Origin of the sequence: Streptomyces canus 299MFChir4.1 (assembly GCF_000383615.1) — a bacterium.
In the GTDB taxonomy this organism is placed as follows: domain Bacteria; phylum Actinomycetota; class Actinomycetes; order Streptomycetales; family Streptomycetaceae; genus Streptomyces; species Streptomyces canus_C.
Genome location: NZ_KB911584.1, coordinates 39,553 through 57,776 on the forward strand (window position 1 = coordinate 39,553; position 18,224 = coordinate 57,776).

General features: G+C 71.7%; 17 protein-coding genes. 7 read left to right on the top strand and 10 right to left on the bottom strand.

The genetic code is table 11. The features are described from left to right. Window positions 1-43 precede the first annotated feature (43 nt). Together H293_RS0108120 and H293_RS0108125 are read right to left on the bottom strand one after the other, a co-directional pair. Entirely contained in the window at window positions 44-1,462 is a 1,419-nt protein-coding gene (locus H293_RS0108120; RefSeq protein ID WP_020117381.1) for a HEAT repeat domain-containing protein, read from the bottom strand. Window positions 1,463-1,774: 312 nt separating this feature from the next. Then, complete coding sequence (locus tag H293_RS0108125) at window positions 1,775-2,167, bottom strand: ankyrin repeat domain-containing protein (RefSeq protein WP_020117382.1); 393 nt, start codon at window positions 2,165-2,167, stop codon at window positions 1,775-1,777. Between the two features lie 215 nt (window positions 2,168-2,382). On the opposite strand from H293_RS0108125, the gene H293_RS0108130 reads away from it, so the two are divergent. After that, window positions 2,383-2,577, top strand: a complete 195-nt coding sequence (locus H293_RS0108130) for a hypothetical protein (protein WP_020117383.1) — start codon at window positions 2,383-2,385, stop codon at window positions 2,575-2,577. 40 nt (window positions 2,578-2,617) lie between these two features. Further along, window positions 2,618-4,228: an ATP-binding cassette domain-containing protein gene (locus H293_RS0108135; protein ID WP_020117384.1), complete on the top strand. Its 1,611-nt coding sequence runs from the start codon at window positions 2,618-2,620 to the stop codon at window positions 4,226-4,228. Between the two features lie 76 nt (window positions 4,229-4,304). Here the strand turns inward: H293_RS0108135 and H293_RS0108140 are convergent, their stop codons facing one another. Then, complete coding sequence (locus H293_RS0108140; RefSeq protein WP_028807659.1) at window positions 4,305-5,804, bottom strand: SCO1417 family PLP biosynthesis transcription factor; 1,500 nt, start codon at window positions 5,802-5,804, stop codon at window positions 4,305-4,307. 64 nt (window positions 5,805-5,868) lie between these two features. On the opposite strand from H293_RS0108140, the gene yczE reads away from it, so the two are divergent. The 4 genes from yczE (at window position 5,869) to H293_RS0108160 (ending at window position 9,386) form a co-directional block, all read left to right on the top strand. Next, window positions 5,869-6,558, top strand: coding sequence for a membrane protein YczE (gene yczE / locus H293_RS0108145; RefSeq protein WP_199790140.1), 690 nt, complete (start codon window positions 5,869-5,871; stop codon window positions 6,556-6,558). Further along, window positions 6,555-7,322 carry a glycerophosphodiester phosphodiesterase family protein gene (locus H293_RS0108150; RefSeq protein WP_020117387.1) on the top strand — a complete coding sequence of 256 codons (768 nt, stop codon included), beginning with the start codon at window positions 6,555-6,557 and terminating at the stop codon, window positions 7,320-7,322. The genes yczE and H293_RS0108150 overlap by 4 nt, the downstream gene beginning before the upstream one ends. 65 nt (window positions 7,323-7,387) lie before the next feature. After that, window positions 7,388-8,743 (top strand): MFS transporter, encoded by a 1,356-nt coding sequence (locus H293_RS0108155; protein ID WP_020117388.1) that lies wholly within the window; start codon window positions 7,388-7,390, stop codon window positions 8,741-8,743. 268 nt (window positions 8,744-9,011) lie between these two features. Further along, complete coding sequence (locus tag H293_RS0108160) at window positions 9,012-9,386, top strand: RNA polymerase-binding protein RbpA (protein WP_003977404.1); 375 nt, start codon at window positions 9,012-9,014, stop codon at window positions 9,384-9,386. Window positions 9,387-9,470: 84 nt separating this feature from the next. Here H293_RS0108160 and fxsA read toward each other — a convergent pair whose 3' ends face one another. The 4 genes from fxsA to H293_RS0108180 form a co-directional block, all read right to left on the bottom strand. Then, a complete protein-coding gene (gene fxsA / locus H293_RS0108165) occupies window positions 9,471-10,037 on the bottom strand; it encodes an FxsA family membrane protein (RefSeq protein WP_020117389.1) in 567 nt (188 codons plus the stop codon). Between the two features lie 72 nt (window positions 10,038-10,109). Further along, on the bottom strand, window positions 10,110-10,904 hold the full coding sequence (locus H293_RS0108170; RefSeq protein WP_020117390.1) for a polyprenol monophosphomannose synthase: 795 nt from the start codon (window positions 10,902-10,904) through the stop codon (window positions 10,110-10,112). Window positions 10,905-11,454: 550 nt separating this feature from the next. Beyond that, a complete protein-coding gene (locus H293_RS0108175; RefSeq protein ID WP_020117391.1) occupies window positions 11,455-13,050 on the bottom strand; it encodes an amidohydrolase in 1,596 nt (531 codons plus the stop codon). A 63-nt stretch (window positions 13,051-13,113) separates the two neighbouring features. Then, window positions 13,114-13,554 carry an Lrp/AsnC family transcriptional regulator gene (locus H293_RS0108180; RefSeq protein ID WP_006136660.1) on the bottom strand — a complete coding sequence of 147 codons (441 nt, stop codon included), beginning with the start codon at window positions 13,552-13,554 and terminating at the stop codon, window positions 13,114-13,116. A gap of 268 nt (window positions 13,555-13,822) precedes the next feature. On the opposite strand from H293_RS0108180, the gene H293_RS0108185 reads away from it, so the two are divergent. Next, entirely contained in the window at window positions 13,823-14,257 is a 435-nt protein-coding gene (locus H293_RS0108185) for a hypothetical protein (RefSeq protein ID WP_020117392.1), read from the top strand. Between the two features lie 10 nt (window positions 14,258-14,267). On the opposite strand, the gene H293_RS0108190 is transcribed toward H293_RS0108185, so the two are convergent. The 3 genes from H293_RS0108190 to H293_RS0108200 form a co-directional block, all read right to left on the bottom strand. Continuing rightward, window positions 14,268-15,362: a phosphotransferase family protein gene (locus H293_RS0108190; protein WP_028807661.1), complete on the bottom strand. Its 1,095-nt coding sequence runs from the start codon at window positions 15,360-15,362 to the stop codon at window positions 14,268-14,270. 41 nt (window positions 15,363-15,403) lie between these two features. Next, window positions 15,404-16,516, bottom strand: coding sequence for an Rv3169 family protein (locus tag H293_RS0108195; protein ID WP_020117394.1), 1,113 nt, complete (start codon window positions 16,514-16,516; stop codon window positions 15,404-15,406). A 336-nt stretch (window positions 16,517-16,852) separates the two neighbouring features. Then, window positions 16,853-18,025 (bottom strand): acyl-CoA dehydrogenase, encoded by a 1,173-nt coding sequence (locus tag H293_RS0108200; RefSeq protein WP_020117395.1) that lies wholly within the window; start codon window positions 18,023-18,025, stop codon window positions 16,853-16,855. Window positions 18,026-18,224: the final 199 nt, after the last annotated feature.

Consider the following 18,224-nt stretch of genomic DNA (forward strand, 5'->3'; position numbering starts at 1 on the left):
GGCGGGTGTGACGGGGCTCGGAGGTTCACACCCGAGGGTGGTTTCACATGGCCGCGGTGTCCGGTCCGATACGGCTGCGGACGGCCGTCTGGACCTCGGCCTCCTCGGCCGGGTCGGCGGCCAGTCGGCGCAGTCGCTCCACGACCCGGGCGTCGCCGGTCTCGGCGTGCCGGGCGGCGATCTCGCGGGTGGTCTCCTCGCAGTCCCACAGGCATTCGACGGCGAAGCCGGTGGCGAACGAGGGGTCGGTGGCGGCGAGCGCGCGGGCGGCGCGGCCTCGGAGGTGGGAGGAGGCCGTCTCCCGGTAGATGTGACGCAGTACGGGCGCGGCGCAGGCGATGCCGAGCCGTCCGGTGCCGTCGACGAGGGTCCACAGGGTGGGCGCGTCGGGGCCCTCGCCCCGTACGGCCTCCCGGAGGGCCGCGAGCACGAGGTCCCGGTCCTTGGTTCCGCCCAGGCAGGCGAGCATGCGGCCGGCGGCGGCGCCCAGCGGATCGGGCCGGCGGGCCCAGCCACGCGCGCGGTCGACGGCGGCGATACTGCGCATGCGTTCGAATGAGTCGAGGGCGGCCTCGACGACGAGCGGTGAGCCGGTGGCGGCGGCCAGCTCGATCAGCTCGAAGGCCTCGGGATCATTGCTGTCGGCGAGATAGCGCAGCGCGGTGGACCGCGCCCCCTCGGTGCCGTCCTTGGCGGCCGCGAGGATCTCCGGCCGGTCCTCCGGCCCCGCGACGGCGGTCAGACACCGGGCGGCGGGCACGTGGAGGGCGGCACCCCGCTCGATGCCCTGCTGGGCCCACTCGAAGACGGCCTGCACACTCCATCCCGGGCGCGGCCCGGCGGGTCGCATCTGGCGTTGCCAACGGTCGAAACAGCCGGCCTCGTGAGCGGCACGCACGCGGGTGGAGACGGATTCGCGGGGATCTTCGGCCCACAGCCGCCACGGCCGCGGTTCGAAGGCGTCGCGGACGGCGGCGGCCAGTTCGGCCTCGCCCTCGGGATCGGTCGCGAAGCGTGCGAGCACGGGTGCGGCGAGGGCACGCAGCCCGGCGTCGTCGTCGCGCAGCGCCAGTTCGTCCAGCGCCCAGGCCCAGTTGGAGCCCGTGGCGGCGTACCTGCGCAGCAGTTCGAGCGCGTCGCGCCTGCCGTAGGAGGCTAGGTGGCCGAGGACGGCGAGGGCGAGGCCCGTGCGTGACTCCTCGGTGTCGAAGACGTCGTCCACCTCGAAGAGGTGTGCCTCGATCTCGTCCAGCTCGCCACCCAGGTCGAGGAAGAGACGGGCGTAGTACAGGGAGCGGTTCTCCACCTGCCAGTCGTGGCGGGGATCGCGCAGCACGCAGTGGTTGAGGGCCGCGAGCGCCTCGGCGCGCGGGGCGGTGAGCGCGTGCAGTGTGCCGTCGCCGCGGCCCCGCTGGAGCAGGCCGAGCAGCGTACCGCTGGGCGCTATGACCGGATCGAACATGGGAAACAGCCTCACATCAAGCGTCGACGCAACCGGGGACGTGCATTACCTGGCCGCGTGACAACACGTCGGGGCGCCCGCCGTTTCCTGCTTGCTGTAAGCCATCTTCCTCTGCCTCTCGTCGGTGGCCCATGCGGACCGTGTCACGGTCCGCGCGGTGCGGCATCACCTGCCCGGCCATCACGTCCGTGAACCACGACGTCATGATGACCCGGCACTCACATCTGCCGCGACCGAAATTTCGGCGGCCTTGTACCGCCTCCCCCGTTGTCTGTGTTCTCGCTGGTCAGTTCACTGGTCAGCAGGTGCGGATCAGTGTGCGGCGAACAGTTCGAGCAGTTCCGTCCTGCCGAACATCCGGGCCGTGTCGAGGGCCGAGGGGGTGCCCTCGGCCGGATCGGCGCCGGCTGCCAGCAGGGCCTCGATGACGTCCGTGGAGCCCTTGAAGACAGCGCCGGCGAGGGGCGTCTGCCCCCGGTCGTTGACCCCGCCTGCCGCCGCCCCGCGGGCGACGAGCTCGCGCACGGCGTCCGCGTGGCCGTGGTAGGCGGCGAGCATCACGAGCGAGTCCCCGCGGTCGTTGGTCAGGCCTGCCGGGACACCCGCGTCGACGTACGCGACCAGTGCCTCGGTCTGCCCCTGCCGGGCCAGATCGAAGATCTTGGTCGCCAGCTCCACGACCTCGGGGTCGGGGGCTTCAGTCATCGGCCGGACCGCCTCTCATACAACCGTTCAGGTGAATCGCAAGGGTACTGGCTCGCACCGCAGATGACCCGGGGTCCCGTGGTGGGCATCACCACGGCTCCACCAACCAGGTGAAATCGCGAGAAATTCAACCATTTGCACCTTTTATCGTATGGATACATGCTGTGATGCTGGAAGTACTCATGGTGACTGTCCCCACGAACCAGGAGCACCAAATGATCCTCTCCATCTCGGGTGTCGTACTGCTCGGCATCGTCGTCTTCATCTTCTTCCGCAAGGACGGGCTCAAGGCCTCGCACGCGCTGATCTCGTCGCTGTTCGGCTTCTACCTGGCCAGCACGGCCATCGCTCCGAGCATCAAGGCCGGCGGCGAGAGCCTGGCGAGCCTCCTCGGCGGCATCAAGTTCTGACGCCGCCCGTCCCGTCCGTACGCACCTCCAGGAGACAGCAGTGGCCCGCCGCCCCCTCCCCCGCATCCTGAGCACAGGCAGCGCGCAGATCGCCCGGAGCCGGGAGCTGGCCCGGACGGCGGCCGACAGCGCCACCGATGTCCTCCACCCGCTGATCACGCTCACCCGTGGTCTGCGCCGGCTGGCCTCGGCCGGGCGGCGCAGGTGGGCCGACACCCCCAAGGACCGGCGCGGACCGCTGCTGTTCCTGGTGGCCTCGGTGGTCCTGGTCGTGGCGCTCGTTCCGTACGGCCCGCTGCTCGCCGTCATCAGCCTGATGGCGGCGGCAGCCTGGCAGGGCCGGGACCGCAAGCCGCCGGAGCCGGACGGACCCGACGAGTCGCAGACACAGCGCCTCCAGTCGCTGTACGAGGCGCTCGTCCCGTACTTCTCGGCGGCCGAGGACCCGGCCCCGCTGTACACGCACGGCGGCGAGTGGGGGGATGCCTTCCCCGCGTACGACTTCGACGCCACCGGCCGCATCACCCACCTGCTGATCCGCTACCCGGCGTACTTCACCGACGGCGAGGCCGAGTCCCGGGCCCGCATCGAGCAGCTGCTGCACGCCAAGTCGGGCCGCGGCCGCGAGTACCACTTCGCCTGGGACGAGGAGGGCAACGAGCTGACGGTCACCGTCCTCGCCCCGCTGCCCACCGACATCGCCGCCCAGCGTTTCGTCACCGCCCCGGGCGAGACGGTGCTCGGCTTCACCGACCCCACCCAGGTCCAGCGCACCCTCCCGCTCGGTTACGGCGACGGGCAGCGTGACGTCCCGCCGGTCGTCTGGCGCACCGGCATCCGCTCCACCGAGCCGCACCTGCTGGTCATGGGCCAGCCGGGCAGCGGCACCTCGACCCTGCTGCGTTCGATCGCGCTCCAGGCCCTTCAGTACGGCGATGTCGTCATCGTCGAGGGTGGCAGCACCGGCGAGTACGCGTGCCTGACCGGGCGGGACGGTGTCCTCGCGGTCGAGTGCGGGCTCTCCGGGGCGGTGGCGAGCCTGGAGTGGGCGGCGACCGAGACGGAGCGCCGCCTGATCGCGACCAACCGCGCCCGGCAGGCCGGCCATCCGCCGCCCGAGGACACCAAGCGTCCGCTGTGGATCCTCCTGGACCGGCCGAGTGCCTTCACCCACCTGGCCGCCGCGGACGGCCGCAAGGATCCGCAGTCCCTGCTCCAGGTCCCCCTGCGGCACGGGCGTGCGGCGAATGTCACGGTGGTGGTGGCCGATCAGTTCGACAGCGCGGAGGCGTTGAGCGAGCCGGTACGCCAGCACACACGCGCGCGTGTCGTGCTCGGGCCCGCGACACCGGACCAGTTGGAGGCCTTCCTGGGAGCACCCCCGCACACGACCCCGGTGGCCGAGGTGCCGCCGGGCCGCGGCTACGCCCGCCTCGGGACGGGCCCCGTGCATCGACTCCAGGTGCCGGCGACCCCGGACCCGTACGACGACGCTACGAGCGAGGCGGACCGGCAGGCGGTGCTGGCGTTGCTGCCGGAGCGGACGACTCCGGCCGACGCGGAGAGCGTCCCCTCGGCCGACGCGAAGACCGTCCATCCGGCCGACGCGGAGAGCGTCCCCTCGGAAGCGATGGCCGCGGAAGCGCCGTAGGGATGGTGGCCGTCGGTGCCGCTGTGGACCGGTGGGGGCCGGTCACGCAGCCGCCGCGCAGGCCCGGTCAGCGATCTCACGCCACGAACGTACGCGGCGCCTCCCCACCACCGGACCCCCCGCTCTCCACCACCCTCGCCGCGGCAGCCAGCCGTGTCGCCGCCTCCTCGGCCAGCGCGCCGCCCACCGTGAACGGCAGCCGCACATACCCCTCGAAAGCGCCGTCCACCCCGAAACGCGGCCCCGACGGGACGCGCACCCCCACGCGCTCACCGACCTCCGCCAGACGCGACCCGGACAGTCCGCCGGCCCGCACCCAGAGCGTCAGGCCGCCCTGCGGCACCTCGAACTCCCAGGTGGGCAGCTCCTTGCGCATCGCCGCCACAAGGGCGTCCCGGTTCTCCCGGGCCTGGGCCCGCCGCAGTTCCACGGCCTGCTCCCACCCGCCCGTGCTGAACAGCCAGTTCACGGCCAACTGCTCCAGCACAGGCGTTCCCAGGTCGGCGTAGGCGCGCGCGGCGACCAGGCTGCGGATCACGTCCGGTGCCCCCCGGACCCACCCGATCCGCATCCCCGCCCAGAACGCCTTGCTGGCGGAGCCGACGGTGACCACGGTGGATCCGGCCGGGTCGAAGGCGCACACCGGCCGCGGCATCGAGACGTCCTCGTCCAACCACAGCTCGGTCATCGTCTCGTCCGCCACCAGCACGGTCCCCGCGGACCGCGCCGCCTCCACCAACTGCCGCCGCTGGTCCTCACCGGCCAGCGCACCCGTCGGGTTGTGGAAATCGGCGACGACATAGGCGATCCGCGGCGCCGCGTCCCGCAGCACCTGACGCCAGCGGTCGATGTCCCAGCCGGTCAGCCCCTCCGCCATCGCGACGGGCACGAGCCGCGCGCCCGCCTCCCGCATCAGCTGGAGGATGTTCGCGTAGGACGGGGACTCGACGGCGATGCGCTCGCCCCGGCCCCCGAACAGATGACAGATCGCGTCGATCGCGCCCATCGCCCCGGTCGTGACCATGATCTGCTCGGGCATCGTCGGGATCCCGCGCGCGGTGTACCGCTCGGCGATCATCGCGCGCAGGGCCGGAAGCCCGGCCGGGTAGTCCCCATGTGTGTGGGCGTACGGCGGCAGCTCCTCCAGGGCGCCCTGCACCGCACGCGTCAGCCACGGCTCCGGCGCGGGCAGTGCCGCGCAGCCCAGGTCGATCATCGAACCGAGGGCCTCGGGCGGGAGCGGTTCCAGTCCGCGCGCGGGGAGCGGGTTCCCGGCCGGTACGGCCGTCCAGCTGCCCGCGCCGCGCCGGGACTCCAGGAAACCCTCGGCCCGCAGCGCCTCGTAGGCCGCCGCCACGGTCGTACGACTGACGGACAGGGACAAGGCCAGCTCCCGTTCCGCGGGCAGCCGGGCGGCCACCGGAACTCGCCCTTCCAGGACCAGCAGGCGGATGCCGTCGGCGAGGGCGCGGTAGGCGGGCGGCCGGCGCGTGCCGGGGCCCGCCGGACGGTCCTGCTGGGAGTTGAGCAACCGGGCGAGCTGCGCCGCCCCCATCGCGGAAGTCCACTGCGCCACTGAAATCAGTCCACCTTCACCGAATTGGCCATGGATAGCATGTCACCCCAAGCCACAGGGTGTCATGCATCAGGCCACTACCGCCACGGGGGGACCCACCTTGTCCATGCAGAGCCGTCTGGGACGACGGTTGATCCAGCTGTGCGCCGGACTCGCTCTGTACGGGGCCAGCTCCGCGCTGCTCGTCGAGGCGGGGTTGGGCCTGGAGCCCTGGGGCGTGTTGCACCAGGGACTCGCCGAGCTGACCGGGCTGTCGATCGGTGTCGTGTCGATCGTCGTCGGCGCGGCCGTGCTGCTCCTGTGGATCCCGCTGCGCCAGCGGCCGGGCCTCGGCACGGTCTCCAACGTCTTCGTGGTCGGCCTCGCCCTGGACGCCAGCCTCGCCGTGGTCCCCGACGCGCACGGTCTCGCCGTACGGATTCCCCTCATGCTGGCCGGCATCGTGCTCAACGGCGCGGCCACCGGCCTGTACATCGCCGCCGGCTTCGGTGCGGGCCCCAGGGACGGTCTGATGACCGGGCTGCACCGGCGCACGGGACGCTCGATCCGGCTGATGCGGACCGCGATCGAGGTGGCCGTCGTGGTCACGGGATTCGTGCTCGGCGGCACGATCGGCGCCGGCACCGCCCTCTACGCGGTGTCCATCGGCCCGCTCGCCCAGGTCTTCCTGCGCGTGTTCGCCGTTCCCCGGGCATCCGACGGCAGCACGGTCGTTGCCGTCGGGCAACCGCGGGGAGCGATACTGCGTCCGTGACCTCGCGGATACGGCACCCCTACCTGGACCACCCCGGCCCCATCCCCTTCGCCCACCGGGGCGGAGCGGCGGACGGCCTGGAGAACACCGCGTTCCAGTTCCGGCGGGCGGTCGAGGCGGGGTACCGGTACCTGGAGACCGACGTCCACGCCACCGCGGACGGCAGGCTGGTCGCCTTCCACGACACCACCCTGGACCGGGTGACCGACGGCGCGGGCCGGATAGCGGACCTGCCCTGGACCGACGTACGGCACGCGCGTGTGGCGGGCAAGGAGCCGGTGCCGCTCTTCGAGGAGCTCCTCGATGCCTTCCCCGAGGCCCGCTGGAACGTCGACGTCAAGGCCGAGTCCGCCCTCCAGCCGCTCCTGGACCTCGTCGAGCGCACCGACACCTGGGACCGCATCTGCGTCGGCTCCTTCTCCGAGGCGCGGGTGATGCGCGCCCAGCGGCTGGCCGGGCCGCGCCTGGCGACGTCGTACGGCACCCGGGGCGTGCTCAACCTCCGGCTGCGCTCCTGGGGTGTGCCGGCCGCCCTGCGCCGCTCGGCCGTCGCCGCCCAGGTGCCCGAGGTCCAGTCGGGCATCCAGGTGGTGGACCACCGCTTCGTGCGCGCCGCCCACGCGCGCGGGCTCCACGTGCACGTGTGGACCATCAACGAGCCCGAGCGCATGCACCGGCTCCTGGACCTGGGAGTCGATGGCATCATGACCGATCACATCGACACACTGCGCAAGGTCATGGAGGACCGGGGCGTCTGGGTCTGACCCACGTCCGACCAGCCCGTTCCCCGGCCCGCGCACGGCACCTTCACGGGGAAGCGAGGGCACGGGTGGGCACCGACACCGTGCGGGTGGGCGCGACGGACGAGGCCGCCGACCGGCGGCGCGAACAACGCGGCTGGTACTTCTACGACTGGGCGTGCTCCGTCTACTCGACGAGCGTGCTCACCGTGTTCCTGGGCCCCTATCTGACGTCGGTCGCCAAGAACGCGGCGGACGCCGACGGCTATGTCCATCCGCTGGGCATCCCGGTGCGCGCCGGCTCCTTCTTCGCGTACTCGGTGTCCCTGTCGGTGATCGTGGCCGTGCTGGTGATGCCCGTGGTGGGCGCCGCCGCCGACCGCAGCGGCCGCAAGAAGCCCCTCCTGGCGGCCGCCGCGTACACCGGGGCCGCCGCGACGACCGGCATGTTCTTCCTGGGCGGCGAGCGCTACCTCCTCGGCGGCGTCCTCCTGGTCGTCGCCAACGCGGCGCAGTCCGTGGGGACGATGCTCTACAACTCCTACCTCCCGCAGATCGCACCGCCCGAGGAGCGCGACGCCGTCTCCTCCAAGGGCTGGGCCTTCGGCTACGCGGCGGGCGCCCTGGTGCTGGTCGCGAACCTCGTTCTCTACATGGGCCATGACTCCTTCGGCCTCTCCGAGAGCGCCGCGGTCCGCATCTGTCTGGCCTCGGCCGGCCTGTGGTGGGGCGCCTTCACGCTGGTTCCGCTACGACGGCTGCGCGACCGCCGGTCGTCCGCGCATGAAGCCGAGGAGCCCACGGCCCCCGGCTTCCGGCAGCTCGCCGCCACCGTCCGCGACATGCGCCGCCACCCGCTCACGCTCGCCTTCCTGCTGGCGTACCTGATCTACAACGACGGCATCCAGACCGTGATCTCCCAGGCGTCGGTCTACGGCTCGGAGGAGCTGGGGCTTGGGCAGTCGACGCTCATCGCGGCCGTGCTCCTGGTCCAGGTGCTCGCGGTGGCGGGGGCGCTGGCACTCGGCCGGCTCGCCCGGACCTACGGGGCCAAGCAGACGATCCTCGGCTCGCTCGTCGCCTGGGCGGTGATCCTGGGTGCCGGGTACTTCCTGCCCGCCGGCGCACCCGGGTGGTTCTTCGTCCTGGCTTCCGGCATCGGGCTCGTCCTCGGCGGCAGCCAGGCCCTGTCCCGCTCCCTGTTCTCCCACCTCGTCCCGCCCGGCAAGGAAGCCGAGTACTTCTCGGCATACGAGATGAGCGACCGGGGCATGAGCTGGCTGGGCCCGCTCCTGTTCGGGATCACCTACCAGCTGACCGGAAGCTACCGGGACGCGATCATCTCCCTGGTGGCCTTCTTCATCATCGGATTCGCCCTGCTCGCACGGGTCCCGGTACGGCGGGCGATCAGCGACGCGGGCAACCCCGTACCCGAAAGGATTTAGCGTTCAACACCAAAGCGCTGTAGTGTACGCGTTTGGCCTGCCAGGCGTACCGTTACTGCGCGTCAAAGATACTGAAACGCTGGGTGACATCTGCTAGCAGATGTGACAAACCGGGCGATGGTGGGTACAACAAGGGGCGGCTACGACGGCGACGCATTGCCCGGGACGGGACCCGGAACGGGAATCTTTACCGCCGACCGGACGTTGACCGGTATGACGACGACAGCGACACCTGTCCTGTGGGCGACAAGCCCGGGAGGCACGATTCATGAGTGAGCGAGCTCTTCGCGGCACGCGCCTCGTGGTGACCAGCTACGAGACGGACCGCGGCATCGACCTGGCCCCGCGCCAGGCCGTGGAGTACGCATGCGAGAAGGGGCACCGCTTCGAGATGCCCTTCTCGGTCGAGGCGGAGATCCCGCCGGAGTGGGAGTGCAAGGTCTGCGGGGCCCAGGCACTCCTCGTGGACGGCGACGGCCCTGAAGAGAAGAAGGCCAAGCCCGCGCGTACACATTGGGACATGCTGATGGAGCGACGCACCCGAGAGGAACTCGAAGAGGTCCTTGAGGAGCGTCTGGCGGTTCTGCGTTCCGGCGCGATGAACATCGCTGTTCATCCCCGGGACAGCCGCAAGTCGGCCTGAGCGGGAACAAGCGCATACAAGTAACCGCGGGCGCGGTACGTGATTCACGTACCGCGCCCGCGGTTTGTGCTGTCCGCGCCCGGGTCAGCGGGTGAGCGGAGGGCGCTGCTCCCGCGGGGAGTCGCCGCCCGGCTCGTCCCGGACGATGACCTCGCCCTGGACCACCTTGCCGTCCGGACGCTGCATACGGGCCTGCTGGAACGCGTCACCCAGGGTGCCGGGGGCGGCAGCGCGGATTTTGCGGTCGAAGGTGCGCTCGGCGTAGCGGCCGACGGCCTTCTGGACCGGCGGGATCAGCAGGAGGAGCCCCACCGCGTCGGAGAGCAGGCCGGGGATCATCAGGAGCAGGCCGCCCAGCATCATCAGGCCGTTGCCACCGCTGCCGGAGCTCGACGGGGCGCCGCCGCGCTGGAGCGCCTCGTTCAGGTTCTGGAAGGCGCGGCGGCCGGCCCGCTTGATGACCACCGAGCCGAGCACGAAGCCGGCGACCAGCAGCAGGAACACCGCGAAGCCGCTCGCCGCGCCCGCGACCACGGTCAGCAGCCAGATCTCCAGCACCAGCCAGGCGGCGATGCCCAGCGGCAGGTAGGTGCGCACACGGGAGCGGCGGGGCCGGGCGGGGTACGTGGGGGTCGAAGCGCCTGTCGTCATACGTCCAGTGTGCCTGGGCACGGCTCAGCACGGCATAAGGGGACGATCGCCCCCGTCTGTGAGGTCGTGGACCTACGGCTGCGCGCGCTTTGCCCGTGCCGTGAGCCTGCCGACCCGCTCCCCCACACCCCAGGTGGTGACCCGCCACAGGGCCTCCACGAGGATGTCGCGGCTCATCTTGGAGTCGCCCAGTTCGCGCTCGACGAAGGTGATCGGCACCTCCACGACGTGGTAGCCGGCCTTGACCGCGCGGCGGGCGAGATCGACCTGGAAGCAGTAGCCCTGGGAGGCGACGTCGTCGAGGCCGAGGCCTTCGAGGGTCTCGCGGCGGAAGGCGCGGTAGCCGCCCGTGATGTCACGGAGGGGAAGGTCGAGGGCGACGCGGGAGTACAGGCTGCCGCCGCGGGAGATGAACTCTCGGGACTTGGGCCAGTTCACGACCCTCCCGCCGGGCACCCAGCGGGAGCCGAGGACCAGGTCGGCGCCCTTCAGAGCGGTCAGCAGCCGGGGCAGCTCCTCGGGCTGGTGGGAACCGTCGGCGTCCATCTCGACCAGGACGCCGTAGCCGTGCTCCAGACCCCAGTGGAAGCCCGCGAGGTAGGCGGCGCCGAGGCCCTCCTTGCCCTTGCGGTGCAGGACCTGGACGTGGTCGTCCTCGACGGCCAGTTCGTCGGCCAGCTTGCCGGTGCCGTCGGGACTGTTGTCGTCGGCCACGAGGACGTGCGCCTCCGGGACGGCCTCGCGCACCCGGCGGACGATGGCCTTGATGTTCTCCGCCTCGTTGTAGGTCGGAATGATCACCAACGCCGTGCCGAGCGGGCCGAATCGCCTCTCCTGGCCCGTGTGGGTCCCGTCGCCGTCGTTCACCGCTGCCCCTTCGAGTCATTGCGCAGGCGTCCACCATAGTGCGCACGGCCTGCGATGACGTGACAAGGCGTTCGTATGCTGGTGTCGTTTCCACAAGAGCGGGGTAAGAATAGGAATTTTGGCCGCTGTGGCCGAATTGCCCCCTCGCTGCGGATGGGGGCCCGGCGCTCTTCGGGCCGACCTGGGGCCCGCTGGCTGCGGGTCGACCGAAAGCCGTTGTCTACTGAGCGCCCGGGCCCCACCCGGGTCACACCTCCCCGGCCGGACGGAACGTTCCCTCGCCGTGGCGCGAGCGCTGAGCCTGGCTCCCAGTGGCGGTGCTCCGGTGCGGCACACCGTCCCTGACCCAGCGGCGCTGCGACGACTGGGTGGAAATTCCCCGGTCGGGCGTCCGGTGGTGGACCCGGCCGAACCTACCGGCCTCCTGCCGTCGGCTGTCAACAGTCGTTCGACCTGCGCATCTTCCGACAATGCCCTGGTCAGGGCAGAGGATGCGCAGGTCGCGCGAGAGCGGGGCGGCGTCCGATCGATACCGCGCCACCCCTGGAGATCACTCGCCCGGCCGTACGAAGACCGTCCGTCCGCCGACCACGGTGCGCAGGCAGACGGGCAGGTCACGGCCCGGCGTCAGGTCGGGCAGGCCCGGGGTGCCGGAGCGGGGGTCGGTGGACCAGCGGGCGACCCGGTCGTCGGGGGCCTGCACCAGCAGTTCGCCGGTGCGCCACACGGCGTAGTCGGCGGGGGCGCCGGGCACCAGGACGCCCGCGTCGTCCCGGCCGACCGCCCGCCAGCCGCCCCGGGTGTGCGCGGTGAAGGCGGCACGCACGGAGACGCGGTGCTCGGGGGTGCGGTGGAAGGCGGCCGCGCGGACCGTGCCCCACGGGTCGAGGGGGGTGACGGGGCTGTCGGAGCCGAAGGCGAGCGGGACGCCGGCGCGCAGGAGGGCCGCGAAGGGGTTCAGACGGCTCGCCCGCGCCCTGCCCAGGCGCCGGGCGTACATCCCGTCCTCACCGCCCCACAGGGCGTCGAAGGCGGGCTGGACGGACGCGGTCAGACCGAGTTCGGCGAACGCGGCGACGGCCTCGGGGGTGAGCATCTCGACATGCTCGATGCGATGCCGGGCGGCACGGACACGGGCGAGGCCGAGCTTCTCCGCGACGGCGCGCACTCCCTCGACCACAGCGGTCACCGCCGCGTCGCCGATGGCGTGGAAGCCGGCCTGGAGGCCCGCCTCGGTGCAGGCGGCGACATGGGAGGCCACGGCGGCGGCGTCCAGGTAGGCGAGGCCGGAGTGGTCGGCGTCGGTGTACGGCTCGTGCAGGCACGCGGTGTGGGAGCCGAGGGCGCCGTCGACGAAGAGGTCTCCGGCGGCGCCGAGCGCGCCGAGTTCGCGTGCCTTGGCAACGCCTTCGTCGCCCTGCTCGGCCCAGTAGCCGACCACCCTCGGGCCCGGCTCCTCGCTCGCGAGCCGCAGCAGCCCCGTGAAGTCGTCCTCGGAGGAGATCTCGGGGCCTGCGCATTCGTGAACGGTGCCGATGCCGAGGGAGGCGGCGTGGGCGAGGGCGGCGCGCTGGGCCTGCGCGCGCTGGGCCGGGGAGACGGAACCGAGCGCCTTCGCGCGGACGGCGTGGTGGGCGTCGGCCGTGAGGGGGCCGTCCACCGCACCGAGGGACGTCATGTCGAGGAGGGCGGTCGTCACCACCGCCGAGTGGACATCGATACGGCTGAGGTAGAGCGGGCGGCCGCCGGTCGCCTCGTCGAGTTCCGCGCGCGTGGGCGGGCGGCCGCCGGGCCAGCGGGAGGTGTCCCAGCCGTGGCCGAGGAGGACGTGGTCGTTCGGGCGGGCGGCCGCGAACTCTCGTACGAGATTCAGCGCCGCGTCCAGGGAGGGGGCGTCGGAGAGGTCGAGGCCGGTGAGCGCGAGGCCGGTGGCGGTCGTGTGCACATGTGCGTCCGTGAACGCGGGGGTGACCAGAGCTCCGTCCAGGTCCACGACTTCGTCGACACCGTCAGCGAAGGCGTCGGCCGCGCCTTCGGAACCGACCCAGGCCACCTGTCCACGTTCGACGACCATCGCGGTGGCGAAGGGGTCGGCGGGGCTGTGGACCTCGCCGCGACGGAGGAGGACGGTCTTCGGTTCGCTCATGGGGGACAGTTTCGCAGGAGGCATCTCGCCGCAAGGGTGCGGGTTGCACGAACCCCGGTTCGTTCAGATGCGCGGTGGTCGTGCCTCGTACGGGGTCGACAGCACCACCGTGGTACGCGTCGAGACCCCGGCCAGGGACCGCACGCGCGCGAGCAGTTCCTCCAGCTCGTGCGGGGTCGCCACCCGCACCTTCAGGATGTAGTTCTCGTCGCCCGCGACGCTGTGGCACGCCTCGATCTCGGGGACGCCGGCGAGGCGGTCCGCGATGTCGTCGGGGGCGCTGGGGTCGAACGGTTTCACCGAGATGAAGGCCGTCATGGGCAGGCCCACCGCCTCCGGGTCGACCACCGCGGCATAGCCGCGGATGACACCACGCTGCTCCAGCCGCCGCACCCGCTGGTGCACGGCCGAGGTGGACAGGCCCGTGGCCTTGCCCAGGTCCGTGTAACTCATCCGCCCGTCCTTGACGAGCAGCTGCACGATTTGTCGGTCCAGCTCCTCCATGGCGCAAGAACCTACAGTGCGCCTGATCTTCTCGGATACCTGAGCGCCCCAGGTCATGCCCGGTTCGTGATGTGGCCGAGAGGCGCCTGTGCGTCTCCTGAGGGACAAAGCCACCGCCACGGGCATCTGCGAGCGGCATGTGACGAAGGCCACACACTCTGAACGGCCCCTGTGATGTTCTCGTGATTACCGCCACGACGGGACGGGAAGTGCTTGCTGTGGTCGAGGCCGCAGTGCCTTCACGGCCCAGCCCGAGGGGGAGAACCCAATGCAGAGTCTTCAGCGTCCTGGTCGTACCGCGCCCAAGCGCCTCCAGGCGGTAGTCGAGTTCGAGCCGGAGGGCGTCGAACCCGACGCCCTCGACGAGGACTTCGACGCGTACGACACCTTCGAGATGTACCGGGTGATCTGCCCGGACTGCGCGCAGCCCATCGCCCTGCTGGCGGACGAGGAGATCCTGCCGGAGCACGCGCTGTGCGCCTCGCCGTGGAATCCGTTCGGCCTCACGGTCTGCGCCGGTACGGGGCGCAAGGCCTCCGACGCCCGGTCGGCGGACGAGTCGGCGGAGCCCCAGGAGCAGGACACGGCCCTGTTGTTGACGCTCCCTCAGGGACTCGACTGGCGGACCCAGCCCTTCTCGCACGTCGGTGGCCCCGGTTCGCGCCCCCTGCGCGTGCCGGTGATGCGCCGCCAGGCCGCCTGAGCCGTCCCGCTCAATCCCAGTAGCTGCCCTGCACCATGGCCCGCAGACTGTCGTGGTGCAGGATCAGTGTGTCCGGGTTTGCCGGTACGGCCACTTCGCCGAAGTGCGCCTGGCGGTAGGCGATGCGCAGCATGACGATCGCGTGCCGCAGCGCGGCGTACAGGGTGAAGAAGTCCATGTCGTGCGGTGTGTGGCCGGTGAGTTCGGCGTAGCGGGCCTCGATCCGGTCGCGGCGCAGGAAGTCCGGCAGCCCGGGCCCGCCGAGGGCGGTCGTCAGGTCCTGGAAGAAGCGGTGCAGGTAGACGGTCCAGCCGAGGTCGACCTCGCGCGGGGCCAGGGCCGCCATCTCCCAGTCCAGGACGGCGACGGGGTCGAAGCCGTCGTAGATCACGTTCCCGATACGTGCGTCGCCCCAGTTGAGGACGGGCGGGCCCGGGTCGGTCGGCCAGAGTTCCTCCAGCCGGTCGAAGGCCTGCTCGATGAGGGGTGAGCGGGCGAGTCCGTCGACCACCCAGTCGTAGTAGGCGCGTTGGGCGGTGACATGGCGGCGCAGTGCGTCACCCTCGCCGGGCAGTTCCAGGAACGCGGCTTCAGAAGTCGGGACTTGGTCGTGCAGTTGGGCCAACAAGCCGATCGTGGCCGCCTCCAGGTGCTCCCGCTCGGCGTCGCTCGCGGCATGCAGCCAGTTGCCCTCGTAGGTGTAGGGCATGACGTCCGGCGGCACGCGCCCCCGCACGCGTTCCATGACGAAGAAGGGCGCCCCGAGCGGACCCGGGTCCTCCTCCAGCCACTGCACCCTCGGCACGGGCAGGTCCGTGCAGCGGGCCACCGTGAGCATCGTGCGGTACTGGCGGACCATGTCGTACACCGGGAAGACGGTGTACGCCGAGGGGTCCGCGGCGAGCCGCAACGCGCAGGACCGCAGGGGCGGTTCGGGGTGCTCGATGTCGAAGAGTAGGGTCTCGCTGGACAGGCCGTTCGAGGTGGGGACCGTGACTTCGACGGCCTTCGCGCCGGGCAGGCGGGTGCCGAGCCAGGCGGAGAGGCGGTCGGCGAGCTCCTGCGGGTCGCGGGTGCTGGTGCGGGGGCGGGGGCGGGGTGCCATGGGCATGTCGTCAACTCCCTTGTGGAGCAGGCGGAACTCTCCTACGGGGCCACCGAGTCGAAGCCGGTGAAGCCGCTCGGGTCGTGCCGTCCGAACGAGCCGTGTTCGAAGATGCCGTGGCCGAGCCGGCCGTCCAGCCGGAAGCGGGCCGCGTGGTCGGTGACGCCGAAGGCGGCCAGGGGGTGCGGCTCGGTGAGGTCGTAGGTGCGGCGGTCGGTCCAGTCGCGGCCCTGCCAGGTGCCGTGCTGCCAGTCGTCGGCGGGCGGGTAGCCGGCGCCGAGCGCGAGCGGTGAGGAGGTGAGGACCTCCACCTCCAGCTCCATGGGCTTGCGGAGGTCACCGAGGTGAATGAGGGCGCGTTCCGGGTGGCGCGTGCCGGGGCGATAGGTGATCTCGGGCTGGGGCCAGCCGAGTTGGCGGTCGCGCCGGCCGGGGCGGACGAGGGTCGCGTCGTTGAGCGAGCGGTGGCCGTCGGCGTCCTCCTGGACGATCACCATGAGGAAGCGGTCCTCGAAGCGGACCGGGCACCAGATCCAGTGGAAGCCCTCCGCGGGGTGCTCCTCCGCGAACCGGCCGCCCTCCTCCCCCGGCACCGGTCGCACACCCCAGCTGCGGTCCCGGGTCCCGGTCCAGCCCTGGACGCGCAGTTCGCGTCCGCCCACCCGGATCCAGCCGTCGCAGTGGCCCGCCTGCACGAAGCGCCTGCCCTCCAGGGTGAGCCGGCCGCCCCGCCGCTGGAGGTGGTGCGGCTCCCAGAGGGCCGGGAAGTCGGCGGTCCAGTTGATCTCGTACGACAATCCGTCCGGGTCGCCCGGGTCCGCCTCGCAGCTCAGCACGAACTCCCGCAGCGGGCGTTCGACGAGGATGCGCAGAGGGCGGACGGTCAGCTCCGTCCGGGAGTCCTCGCGCAGGGCGTCCGAGGCGCGGACCGCGTGCAGGGTGTCGCCGAGGCGCAGGGTCGCGTAGGCGTCGATCACCCCGAGGTTGGGGTAGACACCGAGCCCGAGGATGAGCAGGGCGTGTCCCTCGTGGTCGAGGACGTGGAAGATGCAGCGGTCGTAGGCGTTGCGGTCCCCCGTCGCCACGTACTTCATGGACAGGGGCACCTGGTGCACGGGGTACTCGTCGAGCGGTACGGGGCGGTCGTCGGTCATGGCCAAACTCCCTGCCGGCGGTTGGCTGACGGTACGTCAGACCGCTGCCACTGGCCAGATGTTCGGCCGGACGCCCGCGAACTCACGGTCGATTGCGGACACCGTGACCCAGCCGCCGACTTCCGCGTTGCCCCGGTATGACCCGTACGTATGCACCGGTCGCAGAATCGGTTCCGCCGACCCCGTCCTCCTACCGCCCGGCCCCGCCGCCACCCCAGGACCCGCCCATCTACCGGGACCTGATGCGCACCTGGGCGAGCGGCGGGCGCACTCTGCCGGGGCGCCACGACCCGGAATGGGTACGGCTCGCGGCGCCGCAGGTCAGGCCCGGTCAGTTCAGCGCGTCTCCGGACCCGCTAGGTGACGGGCGATGACCATCCGCTGGATCTGGTTGGTGCCCTCGACGATCTGGAGGACCTTGGCCTCGCGCATGTACCGCTCGGCCGGGAAGTCCGCGGTGTAGCCGTAGCCGCCGAGGACCTGGACGGCGTCGGTGGTGACCTTCATCGCGGTGTCGGTGCAGTGCAGCTTGGCCATGGCCGCCTGCTTGGCGAAGGGCCGTCCGGCGTCGCGCAGCCGCGCGGCCGCGAGGTACAGCGCCCGGCCCGCCTCGATCTGGGTCGCCATGTCGGCGAGCATGAAGCGCAGCCCCTGGAAGTCGGCGATCGGCCGCCCGAACTGCAGTCGCCCGGTCGCATAACCGACCGCCTCGTCGAGGGCCGCCTGGGCCACCCCGATCGCACAGGCCGCGATGCCGAGCCGTCCCGAGTCGAGCGCGGACAGGGCGATCGCGAAGCCCTGCCCCTCGTCGCCGATGCGCCGGGCGTCCGGGACGCGCACTCCGTCGAAGTGGACCTGGGCGGTGGGCGAGCCCTTCATGCCCATCTTCTTCTCCGGGGCCGCGGCGCTCACGCCCTCCGAGTCGGCGGGCACCAGGAACGCGGTGATCCCGCGCGGCCCCTCCTCGCCGGTGCGCGCCATGACGGTGTAGAAGTCGGCGACCCCGCCGTGGGTGATCCAGGCCTTGGTGCCGGTGATCACCCAGTCGTCGCCCTCCCGGACCGCCCTGGTGCGCAGCGAGGCCGCGTCCGAACCGGACGAGGGCTCGGAGAGACAGTAGGCGCCGAGCAGTCCGCCGCCGAGCATCGCGGGCAGGTGCTCGACCTGCTGTTCCTTGCTGCCGTAGGTGGCGAGGGCGTAGGAGGCGAGGGTGTGCACGCTGACGCCGAGGCCGACGGTGAGACGGGCCGCGGCGAGCTCTTCGAGGACCTGGAGGTAGACCTCGTACGGCTGGTCGGCGCCGCCGTACTCGGAGTCGTACGGCAGACCGAGCAGTCCGGTGCGGGAGAGCAGGGTGAAGACCTCGCGCGGGAAGTGCCCGGCGTCCTCCTCCTCGGCCGCGTTCGGGGCGATCTCGTGCTGCGCGATGTCGCGGACGAGCGAGATCAGATCCCGGGCCTCGTCCGTGGGCAGTTGCCGGTCCACCGGCTGCGGGGCGCGGTCGGGCATGGCGACGCTCTCCTCCCTGTAGGGCGCTGGCGGGCGCACGCCGTGGGGTGGGGCGGCTCCGCCGGTCTCACTGGGCGCCGCTCGCTGCTCGCGTCTCCCGGGTCACGGAAGCTGCTGACCAGCGGCTGCGCCCTGTGAGTATGCCCGAAAGGAGACACCTGGTCACTGGTTAACGACCGCTCACTTCAAGATATCTCAG

Excerpts from the sequence above, each read along its gene's own strand:
- H293_RS0108125 (WP_020117382.1), bottom strand. The coding sequence starts at position 2,167 with ATGACTGAAGCCCCCGACCCCGAGGTCGTGGAGCTGGCGACCAAGATC.
- H293_RS0108200 (WP_020117395.1), bottom strand. The coding sequence starts at position 18,025 with ATGCCCGACCGCGCCCCGCAGCCGGTGGACCGGCAACTGCCCACGGAC.
- H293_RS0108130 (WP_020117383.1), top strand. The coding sequence starts at position 2,383 with ATGATCCTCTCCATCTCGGGTGTCGTACTGCTCGGCATCGTCGTCTTC.
- H293_RS0108120 (WP_020117381.1), bottom strand. The coding sequence starts at position 1,462 with ATGTTCGATCCGGTCATAGCGCCCAGCGGTACGCTGCTCGGCCTGCTC.
- H293_RS0108160 (WP_003977404.1), top strand. The coding sequence starts at position 9,012 with ATGAGTGAGCGAGCTCTTCGCGGCACGCGCCTCGTGGTGACCAGCTAC.
- H293_RS0108180 (WP_006136660.1), bottom strand. The coding sequence starts at position 13,554 with ATGGAGGAGCTGGACCGACAAATCGTGCAGCTGCTCGTCAAGGACGGG.
- H293_RS0108195 (WP_020117394.1), bottom strand. The coding sequence starts at position 16,516 with ATGACCGACGACCGCCCCGTACCGCTCGACGAGTACCCCGTGCACCAG.
- fxsA (WP_020117389.1), bottom strand. The coding sequence starts at position 10,037 with ATGACGACAGGCGCTTCGACCCCCACGTACCCCGCCCGGCCCCGCCGC.
- H293_RS0108190 (WP_028807661.1), bottom strand. The coding sequence starts at position 15,362 with ATGGCACCCCGCCCCCGCCCCCGCACCAGCACCCGCGACCCGCAGGAG.
- H293_RS0108175 (WP_020117391.1), bottom strand. The coding sequence starts at position 13,050 with ATGAGCGAACCGAAGACCGTCCTCCTCCGTCGCGGCGAGGTCCACAGC.
- H293_RS0108185 (WP_020117392.1), top strand. The coding sequence starts at position 13,823 with ATGCAGAGTCTTCAGCGTCCTGGTCGTACCGCGCCCAAGCGCCTCCAG.
- yczE (WP_199790140.1), top strand. The coding sequence starts at position 5,869 with ATGCATCAGGCCACTACCGCCACGGGGGGACCCACCTTGTCCATGCAG.